Raw genomic sequence first — 18,711 nt, 5'->3', positions numbered from 1 at the left:
AACATGGCCGAAAAAAAGAAAGAAGATATGAAAAAAGCCCAGAATGAAAAAGTGGATGAGGTGACTGAGGAAGCAGTTGAGGAACTCACAGAGGAAGCCCTTGAGGATATCGTCGAAGAAGAAGTTTCTGAACTTGACGAAGCCCTAGCAAGGGCTGAAGAATGGGAAAATAAGTTTCTTCGCATCAGTGCAGAAATCCAGAACATCCAACGTCGTGCCAACGAAGAACGTTCAAGTATTTTAAAATATCGTTCGCAAGATTTGGCCAAAAAGATTTTGCCAAGCTTGGATAACCTAGAGCGTGCCCTTGCTCTTGAAGGCTTGGCAGAAGACGTAAAAAAAGGTTTGGAAATGACGCGGGAAAGTTTGGTAAATGCCCTTGAAGAAGAAGGAGTAACGGAGATTAAAGCTGATGGAGCCTTTGATCCAAACTTCCATATGGCAGTTCAAACGGTTCCAGCCGATGATGAACATCCAGCAGATCACGTTGTTCAAGTCTTTCAAAAAGGATATCAGCTTCATGACCGCATCCTTCGTCCAGCGATGGTTGTCGTTGCACAGTAAGAAAGCAAAGTGACCGAAATGTCCTTAAACTATGAGAATAGATAAAAATAATAGAATAAGAAGAGGTAAAGTATATGTCTAAAATTATCGGTATTGACCTTGGTACAACAAACTCAGCAGTAGCAGTTCTTGAAGGAACAGAAGCAAAAATCATTCCAAATCCAGAAGGAAATCGTACAACACCATCTGTTGTTGCTTTTAAAAACGGTGAAATTCAAGTTGGTGATGCTGCAAAACGTCAAGCAGTAACAAACCCTGATACAGTTATTTCAATCAAGTCAAAAATGGGAACAGATGAAAAAGTTTCTGCTGGTGGTAAAGAATACACACCTCAAGAAATTTCAGCAATGATTCTTCAAAACTTGAAAGCGACAGCTGAAGCTTACTTGGGTGAAAAAGTTGAAAAAGCAGTTATCACCGTTCCAGCTTACTTTAATGATGCGCAACGTCAAGCGACAAAAGATGCAGGTAAGATTGCAGGACTTGAAGTAGAACGTATCGTTAACGAACCAACAGCAGCAGCGCTTGCTTATGGTATGGATAAACAAGATAAAGATGAAAAAATCCTTGTCTTTGACCTTGGTGGTGGTACATTTGACGTGTCTATCCTTGAGTTAGGCGACGGTGTCTTCGATGTATTGTCAACAGCAGGTAACAACAAACTTGGTGGTGACGACTTTGACCAAGCCCTCATTGATTACATGGTTGCTGAATTCAAAAAGGAAAACGGTATTGATCTTTCACAAGATAAAATGGCGCTTCAACGTTTGAAAGATGCGGCTGAAAAAGCGAAGAAAGACCTTTCAGGTGTAACTTCTACACAAATTTCATTGCCGTTCATCACTGCTGGCGCTGCGGGTCCTCTCCACTTAGAAATGACCCTTACACGTGCGAAATTCGACGAGTTGACTGCTTCATTGGTAGAAGCAACTCGTGAACCTGTGCGTCAAGCTCTTGCAGATGCAGGACTTTCAACATCAGATATTGACGAAGTTATCCTCGTTGGTGGATCAACTCGTATCCCAGCAGTTGTTGATCTTGTGCAAAAAGAAACAGGTAAAACTCCAAACAAATCAGTGAATCCTGACGAAGTTGTTGCCATGGGTGCCGCTATCCAAGGTGGTGTTATCTCGGGTGATGTTAAAGACGTTGTCCTTCTTGACGTAACTCCACTTTCATTGGGTATCGAAACTATGGGTTCTGTCTTTACAAAACTTATTGAACGTAATACGACAATCCCAACATCTAAATCACAAGTCTTCTCAACAGCAGTAGACAATCAACCAGCAGTTGATATCCACGTGCTTCAAGGTGAACGTCCAATGGCAGCGGATAATAAAACATTGGGTCGCTTCCAATTGACAGATATCCCTGCAGCACCACGTGGTGTACCACAAATCGAAGTAACATTTGACATTGACAAAAACGGTATTGTTTCTGTTAAAGCAAAAGATTTGGGCACTCAAAAAGAACAAACTATCGTTATCAAGTCTAACTCAGGTCTTTCTGATGAAGAAATCGACAGAATGATGAAAGATGCAGAAGCAAATGCAGAAGCAGATGCAAAACGTAAAGAAGAAGTGGATACACGTAACGAAGCAGATGCTCTTGTTTTCCAAACTGAAAAGACACTCAAAGAGCTTGAAGGTAAAGTAGACGAAGCTGAAGTTAAGAAAGCAGAAGAAGCTAAGGACGAACTTAAAAAGGCACTTGAAGGCGATGATATCGCTGACATTAAAGCAAAATCAGAAGCACTTAGCGAAATCGCTCAAAATCTTGCAGTAAAACTTTACGAACAAGCAAGTGCTGAACAAGCAGCGGCAGAAGGTCAAGCAGCGGGATCAGAAAATGATTCTAAAGATGACAACACTGTTGACGGTGACTTTGAAGAAGTGAAATAAGAAAAGCAAAAGTCCAAAGGCTATGAGCCTTTGGACTTTTTTATGCCTTAAGGGCAAGTTTTATATCGCCTAGGTTTATGCTTATTATAGCTATTATAAAAACAGTTATTCCTTATCAGAATAAATTGAGTTGTTGTTATCACTGAATTTTTTCGCTAGGCATTGTATGAAAAGCATTTTGTTTGTATTCGTTTTCATAAAATAGGATAATAAAAGTAGCAGAGAGTCTAGTTTTGAATTTTAATAGAAAGGAGGTTGTCATGCTCAAGATTTATACTGTCTCCTCTAATCAAGAGACCAAGGAAGCAGAGAGTTGGTTGTATGCACACAGGATAAAATTTGTGGAAATTGACATTTTAACAGAGTTGGTTTCCACTGAAGAAATCTTACAAATTGTTTCCTTAACTGAAAATGGTATAGAAGAGATTATTTCTACAGAAACAAGGGCATTCACGCGTTTGGATATCGACCCCAATGGTCTGGGATTAGAAGACTTTATGGAGTTGATAGAGGAAAATGCTACTTTACTAAAAGTGCCGCTTATGCTGGATGAAAAGCATCTTCAAATAGGTTTTGATGAAGGGGAGATGCAAAAATTTTTAAAGAAACCAAGTAAGAAAATTGTCGACTTGGAAAGTCAAGAAGCTCGAACAGGCTAGGCTTTGAAAAAAGAAACTGGGAAAAGTCTCAAAATTGAAAAAAGCACTTAACCGTGTGTAAAGAATATATCATGGTTAAGTGCTTTTTGTTTGAACTCTTTGTGGGAATTTATTCTCTACTTTTTATTCAGCATCAGTAACTTTTTACGATATCGTTTTGAATTATTACGCCGATAAGCGTTTCTAATTTTGAGAGTATGAATCCTGGACGTCTCTTTACAATATCAGACGGCCAGCAATTCCGTTACCTTGAAAATATGGGAGAGGAAGATCACTTGATTATCCTTAATATCCCCACGCCTAATGTTTCTTATAAAGCTCTAAACAATCGATTGAATAAGCTGGTTTAAATAGGAGATTACAGAAAATCTTAAAGCCATAGTGCAACCTGTGTCCAACAACTTCACAGTAAGAAAAGTTTCACAGACTGCACTTACATTTGAGGGTGGACAGGGCTGGCTGCCCAATAATCTGACAGGAGCTGTTGCAGCAGATGAGACAAGGGTTGTGCAAGGTGACGGCCGGGAGCCCTCGAGCCTTTAGCTTATCACTGGCTGATGTAACACGCTTATAAGGAGTCCGGGACGAGAGCTTTTACCAATCTTGCACAGCGTAGAGTTGCTCCAGGATGGTGGTTGCGGAGCTTGCATATATCCAGAATCCTAGTTCAGGGCGTTTTGGATGGGCCGTAATGGCAGGACCAATAGCGCAGACTATTATGGGAGCATGTCCAGCCCTAATCATCCATCAAGTAGAAGAATGATAAATTTCTCTGGAAAGACAAAAAAACGAGTGATTAAGAAGATTGCTTGTTTTTCAATCAGGAACTTAAAGAAAGGCCAACACAGATAATGAAAAACTAAGAAGACTATATCAGCTTGGTATGGTTATTTTGTCTTGTCGCACTTGCTTATTGATTATGCCATAATTGCACTATGGAGTGAACAGTTTGCTACTTGAAGCTCCTGATAAGTTTTACAGAGTAAACAGGAGGTCTATTCTCTCAATTAACCTGAAGACAGGAGGAAAACCAAATGTCTATTACTGTAAAAGAAGAGTTTCGTGATGATTACGATAGCTTGCGCTATTGCGATTGTACTTGGTGCTTTTGGTAAGTTTTACATTGCGTATGGGAAATATAAAGTTTCTTGTGCAAAGGCTTATCGCATCAAAAAAAGTGCAAACCGAAGGTAAGCACTAATCACACTAATCTCTGAAGACTTATCAAGCGATGGGAACTGCCATTCCTGTCGCTTTTTTCTCCTCCATTATATCACATTTGAAGTCTCTGTCAAACTTACTTATTCCATTAATGAAGCTCAAAAATTCTACTAACAGTGCGCTGCTCCCAATATGTTACTTTGTACAACATTTAGTGTGTGCACAGGTCACCTCGGTAATCTGGGGTTCACCGAACACGTATTTCAGCTTAGCACTGGGGCTATTTTCTTCGCGATTATACGCTATCAATCAAACAGTCTTCGTCGAGATTGTTTGTAGTTTTTTGAAAGTTTTTGATTGACTTTGAACGAAAATGGTGTATAATATAAATGTAAACGAATTCAGGAGGAGAGGTCAGATGCTGGCAACGGAACGCAAGGAAAAAATACTTGCTTTACTAAAAGAACAGAAAACGGCAACCTTGGAAGAATTGACTGCAATAACAGAGGCCTCTGTCTCGACTTTGAGAAGAGATCTCAATGAACTTGAAGAAGAACATTTTTTGCGCCGTGTTCATGGTGGTGCAGCGCTTCATCAAGATCTTTCCGAAGAACTTTCTATTTTTGAAAAATCTTCCAAAAACGTTCAAGGAAAAGAAAAAATCGCAGCTTTGGCTTTTGAAAAGATAAAAGAAGGCGATATTATCTACTTGGATGCAGGTACGACTGTTGCACCGCTTTGCCATTTGCTGAATCAGTCGGGCAAACGGCTAACGATCGTCACCAACTCAATCAGCCACTTGCCAAAATTAACCAGTGAAAACTTGATTGTTTATCTGCTTGGTGGTCGAGTAAAACGGCAGACAGACGCTATCATCGGTAGCTCAGCAATAGCACAGCTCAGCACTTATCGTTTTAATATGGCTTTTATCGGTGCCAACGCTTTTACGAAAGAACTAGGTGCGATGACACCTGACAGTGAAGAAGCAGCGATAAAAGCGCAGGCGATTCACCAGAGTAGTACAAGCTATCTCCTCTTGGACAGCAGTAAAATCGGTCAAACAAGCTTCGTCAAGTTTGCAGAAAGTGACCAAATAAAACTTATAACGGAGAAATTATGATATACACAGTAACACTAAATCCAGCTTTAGACTATTTCATGGATTTTGATCAGGTTGAACTTGGACAAGTTAACCGTGCGACAGAAACGCGTATGCTTCCCGGAGGTAAAGGGATTGTTGAAAGTCGGATGATGTCCCTTTTAAAAGTGGAAAACACGGCTCTTGGTTTTCTTGGTGGTTTCCCCGGGAAATTTATCCAAGATTATCTTGAAAATATCGGAAGCCAGTCCGATTTCACGCCGATTGCAGGAACGACACGTATTAATACAAAAATTAAAGTCAATGCGCAAGAGGAAACGTCCTTTGATGCCGCAGGTCCTGATTTATCTGATGCAGAAATTCAAGCCTTCTTAAGTAAATTTGACAACCTGCAAAGTGATGACATCGTCGTTTTTGCGGGGACTATTCCTAAAACTTTAGGGGAAGACTTCTATGAGGTCTTGATTGAGAAAGTGAAAGCCAGAGGGGCGCAGTTTGCTATAGACGTGGACGGTCAAAAGTTGCTGAAAACGTTGAAACATGGGCCACTCATCATCAAACCTAACCGTGAAGAATTGGAAGAAATCTATGCTGTTAAGTTTAAATCCAAAGAAGATATTATCCCTTATGGTCAAAAACTTTTGGCAGAGGGCGCACAAAATGTCATGATTTCTATGGCAGGTGATGGTGCTTTACTCTTCACAGGAGACGACACCTACTTTGCCGCCCCAATCAAAGGAGAGCTGAAAAACTCTATCGGCGCGGGGGACTCGACAGTTGCAGGTTTCCTTGCGGAGTGGAGCCGCAGTCAAGATGTTTTAGCTGCCTTTAAACAAGGTGTTGCCTGTGGTACAGCGAAGGTCTTCTCAGAAGACATGCCGAGTGAAAGCTTCTTAAAAGAATGCTTTGAAAAAGTTATTATAGAAAAAATAAAGGAAGATTAGAAAAGAGGAAGATTATGGAAATCAAAGATTTACTCAAAACAGAAGTCATGATTTTGGACCTTCAAGCAACGACAAAAGAAGCTGCCGTTGATGAAATGGTGAACAAGTTAGTCGCAGAAGGTTATGTCAGTGATTTTGATACATTTAAAGCTGGAATCATGGCGCGTGAAGCGCAAACTTCAACTGGATTAGGTGATGGTATTGCCATGCCCCACAGCAAGAACAAAGCAGTTGAGGAAGCTGTCGTCCTGTTTGCAAAATCAAACGCAGGTGTGGATTACGCAGCCTTAGATGGCCAGCCTGTCAATCTCTTCTTCATGATTGCAGCACCAGAAGGCGCAAATGACACACACTTGGAAGCTCTGGCACAACTTTCTAAGTTCCTCTTGCAAGCTGGCTTTACAGACAAAGTAAAAGCAGCACAATACCCGCGTCAGGTCTTAGAGCTTTTCTCTGAAGAAACAGAAGAAATTGAGCAAGTCACTGATAGCGCGCATTATGTTTTAGCCGTGACAGCATGTACGACAGGTATTGCACATACTTATATGGCTGAAGAAGCACTTAAAAAACAAGCTGCTGAAATGGGCATTGCCATCAAAGTTGAAACAAACGGGGCACGTGGGATTGACCACAAGCTGACTGCTGAAGATATCCAAAAAGCTGACGGTATCATTGTTGCAGCAGATAAGAAAGTGGAAATGAACCGTTTTGCAGGAAAACCTATGGTGCAAGTTCCTGTCGCTGCAGCTATTCGTCAACCCGAAGAACTCATTAGTAAAGCAATTTCAGGCAATGCACCAAAATTTGAAGCTGATGCTTCCGATGAGGCAAAAGAAGAAAGCGCTGGCGGCATCGGGAAGGCCTTCTACAAACACCTTATGGGTGGCGTATCCGCAATGTTGCCATTCGTTGTGGGTGGGGGGATCTTGATTGCTCTTGCCTTCTTGATTGACCAATCTATGGGTGTACCTAAAGATCAGTTAGCCAACCTCGGTTCTTATCATCCGATTGCGGCTTACTTTAAAAATATCGGGGGTGCAGCCTTCGCCTTCATGCTTCCTGTCCTAGCTGGTTTTATCGCCAACTCAATTGCAGATAAGCCTGGTTTAGTTGCCGGTTTTGTCGCTGGTTCAATGGCTGCATCTGGTCTTGCCTTTGGCAAACTTGATCCAGCCACAATGATTCCTTCAGGTTTCCTTGGCGCATTAGTTGGTGGTTTCATTGCTGGTGGTGTCATCCTTCTCTTGCGCAAACTCTTGACTGTTTTGCCAAAATCACTGGATGGGATTAAAGCAATCTTGATTTTCCCACTTTTGGGTACATTGATTACAGGATTGCTCATGCTTTTCATCAATATCCCAATGGCAGCCATCAACACAGGCCTTTCCAACTTCTTGAACAGCCTTAATGGAGATTCAGCTTTAGTACTTGGTATCATCGTTGGAGGAATGATGGCAGTTGACCTTGGAGGTCCAATCAATAAAGCTGCTTATATCTTCGGTACAGGAACATTGGCCGCAAGTGTTGCCACTGGTGGGTCAGTTGTAATGGCAGCAGTTATGGCTGGTGGTATGGTTCCACCTCTTGCAACGACAGTTGCCGTTCTCTTCTTCAAAAATAAATTTACAAAAGAAGAACGTCAATCAGGTTTGACAAATATCGTTATGGGACTTTCATTTATTACAGAAGGTTCAATCCCATTTGGTGCTGCTGACCCAGCGCGTGCCATTCCTTCATTTGTTGTCGGATCAGCAGTGGCAGGGGGACTTGTTGGTGCTGCTGGTATCAAGTTGATGGCGCCACATGGTGGTATCTTCGTCTTGGCTTTGACAAATGGTCCTCTTTTGTACCTCCTCTTTGTCTTGATTGGTGCACTTGTGTCTGGCCTCATGTTCGGCTACTTGAAAAAAGCAAAATAATATAAAATCGAGTCAGAAATGACCCGATTTTTTTACGCAGATTTTCAGAGAAACTTATGACAGTGTGTTGACTGTTTATCCAACATGTTGCCCAAGGACTTTCCTTGTGGCATTAGGTACAGGGATAACGGCAATTGTTTTTGCATTGTTCTGACCTGAGGTGATGTCGTCTATTTTGAGATACATCTCAGTCCCATATTTGGCGGTAAAACTTGCCTGATCCTGATCGTAATCCGCTGTAGATGATTCTTGTTGTCCGGGTTCAGGAGCTACAGCGTGCCATTTTCCTTTGGAATCACCCAAACAAGAGTTCCAGTCATCATTTGACAGCCAAGAAGTGTTATCGATCACAGCTCCAAGACCATGGGATAACTTGACAAACCATGAAGGTCCTATATTGATTCCGTAAGGAATTTCGGCAGTGTATCTGTCTCGCATGGCTACGGTTCCCCTTGCATTTATGTTCTTCAAAATCCAATAGACCTGAATTTTGTGATGGGGTTTTACTGGAATGTTTTGAGGGGACACAGTCCAGTTGACAGAGGTAGAAGTTGTCTGAGTTTTTGTGGTTGAAAAGTTGAAATGAACGGATAAGATAAGACTAGAAAAACCGTCAACTGGGAAATTAATATTCGAGATGGCATCTATCCCAGTACCTATTTCTGTATTGCTGGTTGATTCAGTAGTATCCGTACTTGTGTAGGAAAAGCGTGGCGTACTGAACACTGCCTGAGTATCCGACTCATTATCAAAGCAGGTGACATTAGCTGCGATGTCTTCCCCACCTTCTGTTTTTATATCACTGTTTACAGCAATATATCTTTTAATCATAGAAAAATTTTCAGGATCACTGTCAGATTCATGGTCTTTTCTAATCTGTTGGTCAGGAGTGATAAGCCCCTGATTGACCATGCTAGAGGATAGACCTGAGGATACCCGCTTTAAGAAAGCATACATGTTTTCTATGTTTTGCAAGTTACTTTTTTGTGAAGAATAGGTATTCCTTCTTGGTTGTTGAATTTGGGAGCTTTCAGCGTAAGCTACTCCCAAAGAGGAGAAACTACTGCTTATGATTGTGGTTAGGGCCGCTATGCTCATTATTACTTTTGTTTTTTTCATTTTTATTACCTCCGATTTTCGGTGTGGCATATCTACTTCAAAAACATGGAATAGCGTTATTTTTTAATTGTTTACTGGTTTGAAAGTTCTGTTCTAACAACTTGATTTTTTGAACACAGCATCCAGAGCAGTTAGTGATTAAGTGACTTCTTCTTATCCAGCATGTTGTCCAAGTACTTTCCTTGTGGTATTAGGTACAGGAATAACAGCAACTGTTTTTGCTTTGTTCTCTCCTGCTGTGATATCATCTACTCGAAGATACATTTCAGTGCCATATTTTGCAGTAAAAGTTGCTTGATCCTGATCGTAATCTGCCGTAGATGATTCTGGGTATCCGGGGCCAGGAGCTACGGAATGCCATTTTTCTCTAGCATCTCCCACGTAGGTATTCCAGAAATCATTTGTAATCCAAGCACTGTTATCAATCACAGACCCAAGACCGTAAGCTAACTTGGTATAGCCCCAAGAGCCTACATTGACGCCATAAGGAATATCTGCAGTAAATCTGTCACGCATGGCTGCCGTACCTGTTGCAGTAACGTTTCTCAAAATCCAATACACACGAATCTTATGGTGGGGTTTTAGTGAAATGTTTTCCGGTGGCACAGTCCAATTGATAGAAGTTGAGTTCGTCTGACTTTTTGTGGTTGAAAAGTTGAAATGAACAGACAACATAACGCTGGCAGAACCGACACCAGGAAATTCAATATTTGCTGTACTGTCTATTCCAGTATCGACTCCCATCGTACTTGTAGATGTCGTGGTATCTGTGCTTGTATAGGAAAAGCTAGGTGTGCTGCATATGATTGCAGAATCTGAGTTGTTATCAAAAGTAGTGACATTGGTTGAGGTATCTCCACCATCTTCTGTTTTGATGTCATGGTTCACAAAGAGATATCTTTCCCCGAGTGAAAAATTCATCGGCTCACTGAAGACATCATATCTTGTAATCTGATGATCCAGTGTGAGTAATCCATGTTCGACCATGGAGGCTGACATTCCTACGGATACTTTCTTTAAGAAAGTGTACATATCTTGTATTTCTCTCAAGTTAGTCTTTTGAGAAGTGTTTGTGACTTTTCCTGACTGCTGCATAACTTGAGAGCTTTCAGCATAAGCTGTTTCTAGAGAAGCAAAGTTACTTCCGAAGATGAGGGTCAAGCCTGCTAAGCCCATTGCCATTTTTGTCTTTTTCATTTTATTTACCTCCGATTTTTCGGTGTGGTACATCTATTTCAAAAACATGGAATAGCAGTATCACTTTAGTGTACACAGAATCATAGGATTCAAGTGTGAACTGTGATAGAAGAACTCCTTAGTCAGTGTGCTGTCCAAGGACTTTTCTTGTGGTGTTGGGGACATGGATAATCTCAATGGTTTTTGCCTTGTTTTCTCCAGATGTAATGTCATCTACACGGAGATACATTTCAGTACCGTATTTTGCAGTATAGGTGGATTGTGAAACATCGTAATACCCGCCTTCTGCAAAATCAGTAGGATCATAGTCAGGATCGTCAGGAGTAACGGGATGCCAGCGGTCTCTAGACTCACCAGTATAAGAACTCCAGTAGTTTTCTGGTAATAAAGAGGGATCCTTTATGAGTCGTCCAAGAGAATAACCTTCTACAGGCGGATAAAATGGATAATAGGCAAAAGGAATAACAGCACGGTATCTTGCGCGCATAGCTGCAGTTCCTGACGCAGTCCTGTTTTTCAAGATCCAGTATACACGGATCTTATGGTGAGGTTTCAAGGAAATGTTTTCTGGTGGAACGGTCCAGTTGATGGTAGTTGATGTGGTCTGACTTTTTGTGGTTGAAAAGTTGAAATGAACAGACAATACGATGCTGGTATCTCCAACACCAGGAAAACTAATCCCAGCAGTAGTGTCTATTCCAGTATTTACTCCCATCGTACTTGTAGATGTCGTGGTATCCGTACCTGTGTAGGAAAAGCTAGGTGTACTGCAGATGATTGCAGCATCTGAATCGTTGTCAAAAGTGGTGACATTGGTGGACATGTCTCCAGCATCTTCTGCTTTGAGGTCAGGGATTAAATAAAAAGAAGGCTCTTTTGTTACCTGAAAGATTAGAGGATTGCTACAATAATCTGGGCTATCCTTAGTGATTTGATACTTAGAATCAAGTAGTCCTTGGGAGACTCTGTAAGCGGATAGCCCTAAGGACAGTCGCTTTAACAAAGCGTATACATCACTGTGTATGTCCTTTAAATTTCCCATTTGTGATTGCGTTGTTTTTCCTGCTTGCCGCATAATTTGCGAACTTTCAGCATGGGCTGTTTTTAGAGGAGCAAAGCTACTTCCAAGAAGTAGTGTCAAACTAGCTAGCCCCATTGCCACTTTCGTTTTTTTCATTTTCATTACCTCCGATTTTTCGGTGTGGTACATCTATTTCAAAAACATGGAATAGCAGTATCACTTTTATTTGCTCATGGGTTTAAAAGTGTCATTCAAATTCCTCCTTTATGTTTTAGGTAGGGCATATCCTTTGGGATTTGCTCTACTTAAAATATAGGGGCATCTAGTAGAATTATTTTTTACAAATTACAGGGGCCTTGTAGTGGTATTGGGGAGCGATAAAGAGTTCTTCTGAAGTTAAAGTGAGCAACAAAAATTTTCTAGAAAAAGAAACAGGAGGTTCAGGGAGATCTTCAGAAAGCCAGCTTGCAACGATGCTTAAGACTTCCTTTACGATAAAGCTCTTCACAAAGTCCTTTGAAAACCCTGTTCTACTCACATCCTCAATCAAATAAGGCGAAAACCACTCTTTGTACTGTGTTTCAATGAAGTTCATCCAATGCGGGTCCATGCAGGTTGTGCATAACACCTTTAGCCAATCTCTGTATTCATAAATAACAGGCAGGATGTGCATTGCAAAAACATGATAGGGTGAAATTCCTTCCTTTGGATAGTGAAAGTCAAGTTCTTTCTTAACCTTGTCATTAACCTGCCTACGAATATCGAGTATCAGTTCTTCAACAGTCCTGTAATGCTTGCGCTGAATTGCCTGACGACTAACACCAGCTTCCTCAGCAATCTCGGCTATGGTGAAGTGATGAATATCGGGATGTTTATTCGCACAACGAAAGAAAGCATTGACAATTTTTTCTCGAGTTCCTCTTGGCATATTTATAACCTCCAAAAATATTTCATAAATGTATTTTACCACACATAAACGTAAAAGAAATAAATTCTGGAAATTAAAAAGTTACAAAACAGAAACTTTACACTATAATAACAAGAATGCTTGTAAAATAAAATGTTGAGATATTTTTAAAACGTAAACTTTATGTGTTGGAAATTTAGAAAAATTTAAGATATAAATAGAGTAAATATAATATAAGGAGGAGACAGAATGTACAAATTCATGATAATATCTTCACTTGTTGTGATAGCTGTATTTTGTGGAGTGGAGAGTGCTAAAGCTAGACATATGAGTAGAGGACAGCCCTCCAGTTTTATCAAAACATCAGAAACGGATGCTGAGTTTTATCCTGTCGACAATCATGACGGGACTGTAGCTTTCATGCATCAAACATGGAGTGTGATAAAGGACATGGGAGAGGGAAATGTGATGATTGCCTCCACTCAGGCTATTGCTTTCTCGCCTTTTTCGCTTGAACATCACGGCTATTATCCCACGTCCAGCTTAAGTTGGTTAAATGATGGCTACAGAGATAGCTTTGTTAAAAAGGAGATTGATACATGGTATCAGGAAAAGATTAAGGGAACAGACTATGAAAAAGCCGTAGTCCCTGTTTATTTAAACAATCCTACCTTTACAGATATGAAAAAGCTGGGTTGGAAGTCTCATACCGATGGGCGGATAAGTACACATACGTGGCGCGTACATGTTATTGGACCAGGTGCATATCCTACGATAGTGAATCACGCGCATGGTTCCAAACGCGCTTTTCTTCTGAGTGGTAGTGATTTGGCTGAGCCGAAACATGGCTGGCCCGCAGACCATTATAACGGAGCGATTACTCGAGCTGCCATTGATTACAGAAATAGGCTGTATAATAACGGTGTGCTATCGTCCTGGTTACGTTCTCCATCAGAGGAAAGCTATGCCGCTTCTGGGCTTTATGCTCGTGATTCCCATGTCAGGGGTTACGTGGTATGGGTAAGTATCGCCGTGGTCCCTGCACTTGTTGTCCATCTGAGATAAAGAGCATTGATATTTGGAGTCTCTTGGCTTAAATATACCATTTAATAGAAAGGAGATGAGAAGATGAAACGTGCAAAGCTTTGTGCTCAAGAGCCTAAGGCCTGCCCGCTCTGGCATCATATATCGAGCAAGCCTTTCTGATTTTCCAAGAGAGACTGGTCATTAAATTACACTTCAAGAGAGCCTCAGCCAAGGCTCTTTTTTAGTTTGCATTTCAGTCAGTTCTGCTGGGCGCAGTTGGCTATGGAAAAGAAGATACCAGCCCGCACAGACGAGCAGCTAGAAAAAATAGCATATACAGACTATAAAAGTTTCTTTTTGAGCACTTTATATAAAAATAAACTGCCCTTGGTTGACAGCTTTTACTGCTTTAAAATTTTGCATTCGTGAACTTTTTGAGGCTTGAAAATTTGAGTTTGAAGTTTGATAATGTCAGATATAGAAAATGTGGGATAAAAATCATAAAACACAGTAAGTTTTGTGTCCAGCATTTTTATTTAAAACGAAAGGAGGAAGTGTTATGAAACGTGCAAAAATTTTTGCCTTGGACGTTGGAGAATGCCCGATTTTGACTACATGGCATCACCCACCTATGTGGAAGTCTTGACAGTTGCTCTATGATACTTTTGAAGGAAGAGTCTGACATAAGACTCTTTTTGAGTGTCGTTTATCCAGTTCTCTTTAACGGAAGAAGAAAAAGTATCTCTTTGTGCAATACATTTTATTTCTAAAGGGAATGAAGCAGAACTTTTTAGGATAAATATGTGCATCAGTGCACCTTTTAGAGCTTGAAATTTGCAATTTAAAACCGGATAATGGAGCAGGAGGTATGCAGGGAGCTGTAGAGCATACGTCTGTAAACCCATTAGGAAGGAGAAGCCACCATGAAGCGTGCAAAAATGTTTTCCTTGTTCCCTAGAGCTTGCGAGATATCAACCACATGGTGTCCCCCACCTTATTGGAAGTAGTCTTGATGACTGCCATATTATACCTTATAGGAAAGAGCCTAAAATACGGCTCTTTTTGTCTACCAAATTTTTATTTTATAAGGAAAAAAGTATCGACTTTGTCAATGAACTTAATTTATAAAAAAGAGGAAAGCGGTATTGTCTAGAAAAATGGCTCCATTTGCGCACTTTTTAGGTCTTGAAAATGCGAAAGTAAAGCATGATAATACAGGTATTGAGAGAGGAGTATAGGTGTTTTACCAAGTATCCTCATCCATAAGAAAGGAGACTGGAAAATGGTAGAAGCAAAAATTTATGAACGGAAAATGTTTACATGTACAGAAATCATACCTTTTTGTGCACCTTGGAAGCATTTGAAGTTTTAAAGAGAAAACATGAAGTTTAAGAGGAGGAAAAATTTGAAGAAATATCTTGGTCTTATTGATGAAGTGTACTTAAAGCAGCAGCCGGACGGTTCAAGCTTAGCGTATGTCTCAGAGAACTACTGGGATGAAATGGGGATCAATGAAACAGCTTTCGAGATTTTAAAACGATTGGATGGGGGTCATACCTTTGAGACACTTACCGATGAGTTGAGTCAGCATTTCAAGGAAGAGAAAACGAAAGCAGCCATTATCATTTCTGAATTTATCGAGAGTCTGGAGGAAAGGGCATTACTAAGGTCCTATGATGAACATCAGGAAACTCCCGTTGATATTAGAGGGAGCAAGGAATATTTTGTGCCTGATTCGATGATACTTGAACTGACTCATAACTGTCCGCTTCGGTGTAAGCACTGTTATGCTAATGCTGGCATAGGTTCCAGTATGGATATTGATAAGCTTATGCCGCTGCTGGAACAGCTGACTAGTTTAGGAACCAACTATTTTCAACTCACTGGTGGTGAACCCTTTGCTTATCCATATATTGAGGACGTGATTGACTTTCTTCTGGCAAAAAAGATAAAGTTCAGCATTACCACGAGCGGCTTTTACTGGAATAGACGTATGGAAAGGATTATGAATAAGCTTATAGGGAAGAAAGTCTCTATCCAAGTCAGTTTAGATGGTTTAGCTGAAAATCACAATAAAATCCGTTGTGATGAGCGGGCTTACGATAAGGCGATACGTTTCATCAAGGAAAGCGTTGCTCGAAAAATTTCCACAAGTGTAGCCACCTGTTTAGTTCAACAAGATATGGAGGAAATAGAAGAACTGTGCGGTTTGGTAAAAGACTTGGGAGTTTATCAGTACCGTTTGGGGATTATCACAGATATGGGACGTGCCGAGGATAATCATATCTCTTCCCAGATTACCAGTAAAGAATATCAATATATCATGGATCATTTAAAGGAGAAGCACCAAACCAGAGATTTTTATATTGGTAGGATTGAAGAATTTGAAGATGTGGCGTGTCAAACTACTAAAAACTGTGGCGCGGGTTACCGTCTGTATAATTTAACACCTAAGCTCACCTTTTCTCCATGCACTATTTTCAAGCTTAATATAGGAAATCTGAACACAGAAAATCTTGAATCTATTTTTGCCAGAAACACACGCCTTTTCTCTGGTATGACACCGCCCTCAGAGAGTATCTGCGGCTCCTGCGAGTTATTAGAGAGCTGTAAATCTTGTTTTGCGGAAGGTTTTTCAAGCAGACATAAGGTTGAAAGGTGTCACTGGCACGAAGATGAATACAAGAATATATGTGCGAAAGCTTAAGTGATGAAAGGTCTTGGGAATGGACGGAGAACAGGCTTTAGATTGGATTTTTTCCCGCCACAAATTCAACATTCGTCCTGGTTTGACAAGGATAGAGGAACTTTTAAAACGTTTGGGCAATCCTGAAAAAAATTTGTCAATGCTGCATTTTGCTGGAACGAATGGTAAAGGGTCAACTCTTGCCTTTACTGCGCAAATCTTAAGGCAAACAGGACTTACAGTCGCCACCTTTACAAGTCCTTATATTGAAACTTTTGGCGAGCAGATAGCAATTAATGGCCAAGCGCTTTCAGCTGAAAAACTTATAAAGTATGTGGAACGTTTACAGCCTCTAGTTGATGCGCTCGACCAAGAGGAAAGATACGCTGGAATTACCGAGTTTGAAATCATTACAGCGCTGGCTTTTCAGTATTTTTCTGATGAAAAAGTAGATGTTGCCTTGATTGAAGTAGGGCTTGGCGGCTTGCTAGACAGTACGAACGTCATCCAACCACAGATTACAGTGATTACTACAATCGGGCTTGACCATAAAGAATTTTTAGGGACGAGCCTTGCGGAGATTGCAGCGCAAAAAGCAGGCATTATTAAGTATGAAACGCCTCTTGTCACTGGAAATATTGTCGAGGAAGCACTGACTGTAATAGAGGAAACAGCACAAAAAAACAGGGCTAAACACTATAAATTTGGTGTAGATTACCAGATTGAGCGATTAAATAAAGAGCACTTTAATTACCGTGATAAACACTGTCAACTTGAAAATCTAGAAAAGTCATTGCTCGGTCTGCACCAGATAGAGAATGCTGCCTTAGCATTGAAAGTATCTCTGCTCTATGCTGAGGAATCCGATATCACGCTTGATATGTCAGACGTTAGGCAAGCCTTACGGACAACTTTTTGGCCAGCCCGTATGGAGACGATAGCTCAAAATCCTCTCACTCTTCTTGATGGTGCACACAATACCCATGCAATAGGTCGTCTTTTAGAAAATTTAAGAGTGAAATTTCCCGATAAAAAAATAACCATAATCTTTTCGGCTCTTGTGACCAAGGAAATCAATGAAATGGTAGAAATGCTTCGGGCGCTAAAGGGAGCAGACTTAATTTTAACGAGTTTTGACCATCCCCAAGCCATGGATTTGAAAGACGTTTATTACTTGGAAAAAGAAGGCGTAACCTTTGCAGCTGATTGGCGAGAGAAGTATGAGCAATTGAAAATTTCGCTGGGAGCAGATGCGTTAGTAGTCATGACGGGTTCCTTATATTTTATGGCCCAAATTCGTAAAGAGCTTTTGAGAGCGGAGGCAGGAGCAGAAGATAAAGAAAGGCAAATGTTGCACATGCCATAGGATGTGTGTGGAATTTTTTCATTTGAGTCAAAGCTTGAATTTCAAGAACAATTCTGTTAGAATATTAAGGTCTAACAAACTTTGGTCTGGCAAACAGTCCAAGGCAGAAAGGAAATTTTGCAAAATGAAAAAAGACATCCATCCTAGTTACCAACCTGTTGTATTTATGGATACAAGTACAGGTTTTAAGTTCTTGAGCGGTTCAACTAAAGGCTCTAAGGAAACTGTTGAATGGGAAGACGGAAACACTTATCCCTTGATTCGTGTGGAAATCTCTTCTGATTCTCACCCATTCTACACTGGCCGTCAAAAATTCCAAGCGGCAGACGGACGTATCGCTCGTTTCAACAAAAAATATGGAAAATAAAGAAAGTGCTTCGGCGCTTTTTTATTTTTATTTATAGGACTATAAAAAAATAAAAAAATATCATATAATAGAGGAAGGTATCACATGATATAGGGACGAGGTGCATGGACATGAAGTGCTCCTTTGTTCTGAAATAAAGATAGAGGAAAAAAACAATGAAGTGGTCGATTCTTGAAGTATCAAAAAAGAAGACAATTGAATTCGAGGAAGAACTTGATTTGACAGCTGAGCTTAGGCAGCGTTCAGAAGAAATTCTTGATGCAAAGCCAGTGAAAGTTCAAGGGCAAGTTTCTTATGATACAGGTATTTATTACCTGGACTACACGCTTAAAGTTGAGCTGATTATCCCCTCTTCACGTAGCTTAAAGCCTGTCGATTATTTGATGGAGCTTTCGGTCAGTGAAGCATTTACAACGGAAGCGTTTCTTAAAGAGAACAAAGATTTACTGGATGATGACATAATCTTTACATTGGACGAAGATTGGATCAGTTTATCAGAGTCTGTGGCGGATAATATTCTTTTGGAAATCCCGTTACAGGTTCTAGCTGAGGATGAGAGGGATAACGCCAACCTACCGTCAGGTAAAAACTGGACAGTCCTATCTGAAGCGGATTATCGGAAACAAAAGGAGGAAGAGACGGATAAAGAAAAGAAATCTCCTTTTGCAGATTTGGCGGGTCTTTTCACAGAAGAAAAGAATTAAGAAAAATCTCATAAAACACTTGCAACAAAATTACAATTGTATTATAATTTTGTTATAGAGGAAATAAAATT

The 18,711-nt window shown here is 40.4% G+C and carries 17 protein-coding genes; 13 read left to right on the top strand and 4 right to left on the bottom strand.

What is annotated here, in order from left to right; genetic code table 11:
- The first annotated feature begins 3 nt into the window (after positions 1–3).
- The 8 genes from grpE (at position 4) to NFR51_RS03350 (ending at position 8,247) form a co-directional block, all read left to right on the top strand.
- Complete coding sequence (gene grpE / locus NFR51_RS03385; RefSeq protein ID WP_251712336.1) at positions 4–564, top strand: nucleotide exchange factor GrpE; 561 nt, start codon at positions 4–6, stop codon at positions 562–564.
- A 74-nt stretch (positions 565–638) separates the two neighbouring features.
- The gene (dnaK, locus tag NFR51_RS03380) at positions 639–2,465 is read left to right on the top strand and encodes a molecular chaperone DnaK (RefSeq protein WP_251712335.1); all 1,827 of its coding nucleotides are present in this window, start codon (positions 639–641) and stop codon (positions 2,463–2,465) included.
- Between the two features lie 260 nt (positions 2,466–2,725).
- The gene (locus tag NFR51_RS03375) at positions 2,726–3,124 is read left to right on the top strand and encodes a Spx/MgsR family RNA polymerase-binding regulatory protein (protein ID WP_251712334.1); all 399 of its coding nucleotides are present in this window, start codon (positions 2,726–2,728) and stop codon (positions 3,122–3,124) included.
- Between the two features lie 197 nt (positions 3,125–3,321).
- Positions 3,322–3,474, top strand: coding sequence for a hypothetical protein (locus NFR51_RS03370; RefSeq protein WP_251712333.1), 153 nt, complete (start codon positions 3,322–3,324; stop codon positions 3,472–3,474).
- Between the two features lie 40 nt (positions 3,475–3,514).
- Positions 3,515–3,667, top strand: a complete 153-nt coding sequence (locus tag NFR51_RS03365) for a hypothetical protein (protein WP_251712332.1) — start codon at positions 3,515–3,517, stop codon at positions 3,665–3,667.
- Positions 3,668–4,703: 1,036 nt separating this feature from the next.
- On the top strand, positions 4,704–5,405 hold the full coding sequence (locus tag NFR51_RS03360; protein ID WP_251712331.1) for a DeoR/GlpR family DNA-binding transcription regulator: 702 nt from the start codon (positions 4,704–4,706) through the stop codon (positions 5,403–5,405).
- Positions 5,402–6,328: a 1-phosphofructokinase gene (gene pfkB, locus NFR51_RS03355; protein ID WP_251712330.1), complete on the top strand. Its 927-nt coding sequence runs from the start codon at positions 5,402–5,404 to the stop codon at positions 6,326–6,328. The genes NFR51_RS03360 and pfkB overlap by 4 nt, the downstream gene beginning before the upstream one ends.
- 14 nt (positions 6,329–6,342) lie before the next feature.
- Positions 6,343–8,247 carry a PTS fructose transporter subunit IIABC gene (locus NFR51_RS03350; protein ID WP_251712329.1) on the top strand — a complete coding sequence of 635 codons (1,905 nt, stop codon included), beginning with the start codon at positions 6,343–6,345 and terminating at the stop codon, positions 8,245–8,247.
- A gap of 75 nt (positions 8,248–8,322) precedes the next feature.
- Here the strand turns inward: NFR51_RS03350 and NFR51_RS03345 are convergent, their stop codons facing one another.
- The 4 genes from NFR51_RS03345 to NFR51_RS03330 form a co-directional block, all read right to left on the bottom strand.
- A complete protein-coding gene (locus NFR51_RS03345; RefSeq protein WP_251712328.1) occupies positions 8,323–9,366 on the bottom strand; it encodes an ETX/MTX2 family pore-forming toxin in 1,044 nt (347 codons plus the stop codon).
- A 153-nt stretch (positions 9,367–9,519) separates the two neighbouring features.
- A complete protein-coding gene (locus NFR51_RS03340) occupies positions 9,520–10,563 on the bottom strand; it encodes an ETX/MTX2 family pore-forming toxin (protein ID WP_251712327.1) in 1,044 nt (347 codons plus the stop codon).
- Positions 10,564–10,681: 118 nt separating this feature from the next.
- A complete protein-coding gene (locus NFR51_RS03335) occupies positions 10,682–11,740 on the bottom strand; it encodes an ETX/MTX2 family pore-forming toxin (protein WP_251712326.1) in 1,059 nt (352 codons plus the stop codon).
- Between the two features lie 175 nt (positions 11,741–11,915).
- A complete protein-coding gene (locus NFR51_RS03330; protein ID WP_251712325.1) occupies positions 11,916–12,512 on the bottom strand; it encodes a TetR/AcrR family transcriptional regulator in 597 nt (198 codons plus the stop codon).
- A 228-nt stretch (positions 12,513–12,740) separates the two neighbouring features.
- Between NFR51_RS03330 and NFR51_RS03325 the strand changes: the two genes are divergently transcribed.
- The 5 genes from NFR51_RS03325 to NFR51_RS03305 all read left to right on the top strand — a co-directional run bounded on the left by NFR51_RS03325 (position 12,741) and on the right by NFR51_RS03305 (position 18,640).
- The gene (locus tag NFR51_RS03325) at positions 12,741–13,556 is read left to right on the top strand and encodes a hypothetical protein (protein ID WP_251712324.1); all 816 of its coding nucleotides are present in this window, start codon (positions 12,741–12,743) and stop codon (positions 13,554–13,556) included.
- Between the two features lie 1,366 nt (positions 13,557–14,922).
- Positions 14,923–16,224 carry a PqqD family peptide modification chaperone gene (locus NFR51_RS03320; RefSeq protein ID WP_251712323.1) on the top strand — a complete coding sequence of 434 codons (1,302 nt, stop codon included), beginning with the start codon at positions 14,923–14,925 and terminating at the stop codon, positions 16,222–16,224.
- 19 nt (positions 16,225–16,243) lie between these two features.
- Positions 16,244–17,569: a bifunctional folylpolyglutamate synthase/dihydrofolate synthase gene (locus NFR51_RS03315; protein WP_251712322.1), complete on the top strand. Its 1,326-nt coding sequence runs from the start codon at positions 16,244–16,246 to the stop codon at positions 17,567–17,569.
- A gap of 124 nt (positions 17,570–17,693) precedes the next feature.
- Complete coding sequence (locus NFR51_RS03310; protein ID WP_251712321.1) at positions 17,694–17,936, top strand: type B 50S ribosomal protein L31; 243 nt, start codon at positions 17,694–17,696, stop codon at positions 17,934–17,936.
- 155 nt (positions 17,937–18,091) lie between these two features.
- Positions 18,092–18,640, top strand: a complete 549-nt coding sequence (locus NFR51_RS03305) for a YceD family protein (RefSeq protein WP_251712320.1) — start codon at positions 18,092–18,094, stop codon at positions 18,638–18,640.
- The last annotated feature ends 71 nt before the right edge of the window (positions 18,641–18,711 follow it).

The organism is Lactococcus ileimucosae (assembly GCF_943193185.1).
Lineage (GTDB): Bacteria > Bacillota > Bacilli > Lactobacillales > Streptococcaceae > Lactococcus > Lactococcus ileimucosae.
This window is presented reverse-complemented; position numbering and strand designations above follow the sequence as displayed.

Coding starts and splice junctions, on each gene's coding strand:
- grpE (WP_251712336.1), top strand. CDS start 4: ATGGCCGAAAAAAAGAAAGAAGATATGAAAAAAGCCCAGAATGAAAAA.
- dnaK (WP_251712335.1), top strand. CDS start 639: ATGTCTAAAATTATCGGTATTGACCTTGGTACAACAAACTCAGCAGTA.
- NFR51_RS03375 (WP_251712334.1), top strand. CDS start 2,726: ATGCTCAAGATTTATACTGTCTCCTCTAATCAAGAGACCAAGGAAGCA.
- NFR51_RS03370 (WP_251712333.1), top strand. CDS start 3,322: ATGAATCCTGGACGTCTCTTTACAATATCAGACGGCCAGCAATTCCGT.
- NFR51_RS03360 (WP_251712331.1), top strand. CDS start 4,704: ATGCTGGCAACGGAACGCAAGGAAAAAATACTTGCTTTACTAAAAGAA.
- pfkB (WP_251712330.1), top strand. CDS start 5,402: ATGATATACACAGTAACACTAAATCCAGCTTTAGACTATTTCATGGAT.
- NFR51_RS03350 (WP_251712329.1), top strand. CDS start 6,343: ATGGAAATCAAAGATTTACTCAAAACAGAAGTCATGATTTTGGACCTT.
- NFR51_RS03345 (WP_251712328.1), bottom strand. CDS start 9,366: ATGAAAAAAACAAAAGTAATAATGAGCATAGCGGCCCTAACCACAATC.
- NFR51_RS03340 (WP_251712327.1), bottom strand. CDS start 10,563: ATGAAAAAGACAAAAATGGCAATGGGCTTAGCAGGCTTGACCCTCATC.
- NFR51_RS03335 (WP_251712326.1), bottom strand. CDS start 11,740: ATGAAAAAAACGAAAGTGGCAATGGGGCTAGCTAGTTTGACACTACTT.
- NFR51_RS03330 (WP_251712325.1), bottom strand. CDS start 12,512: ATGCCAAGAGGAACTCGAGAAAAAATTGTCAATGCTTTCTTTCGTTGT.
- NFR51_RS03325 (WP_251712324.1), top strand. CDS start 12,741: ATGTACAAATTCATGATAATATCTTCACTTGTTGTGATAGCTGTATTT.
- NFR51_RS03315 (WP_251712322.1), top strand. CDS start 16,244: ATGGACGGAGAACAGGCTTTAGATTGGATTTTTTCCCGCCACAAATTC.
- NFR51_RS03310 (WP_251712321.1), top strand. CDS start 17,694: ATGAAAAAAGACATCCATCCTAGTTACCAACCTGTTGTATTTATGGAT.
- NFR51_RS03305 (WP_251712320.1), top strand. CDS start 18,092: ATGAAGTGGTCGATTCTTGAAGTATCAAAAAAGAAGACAATTGAATTC.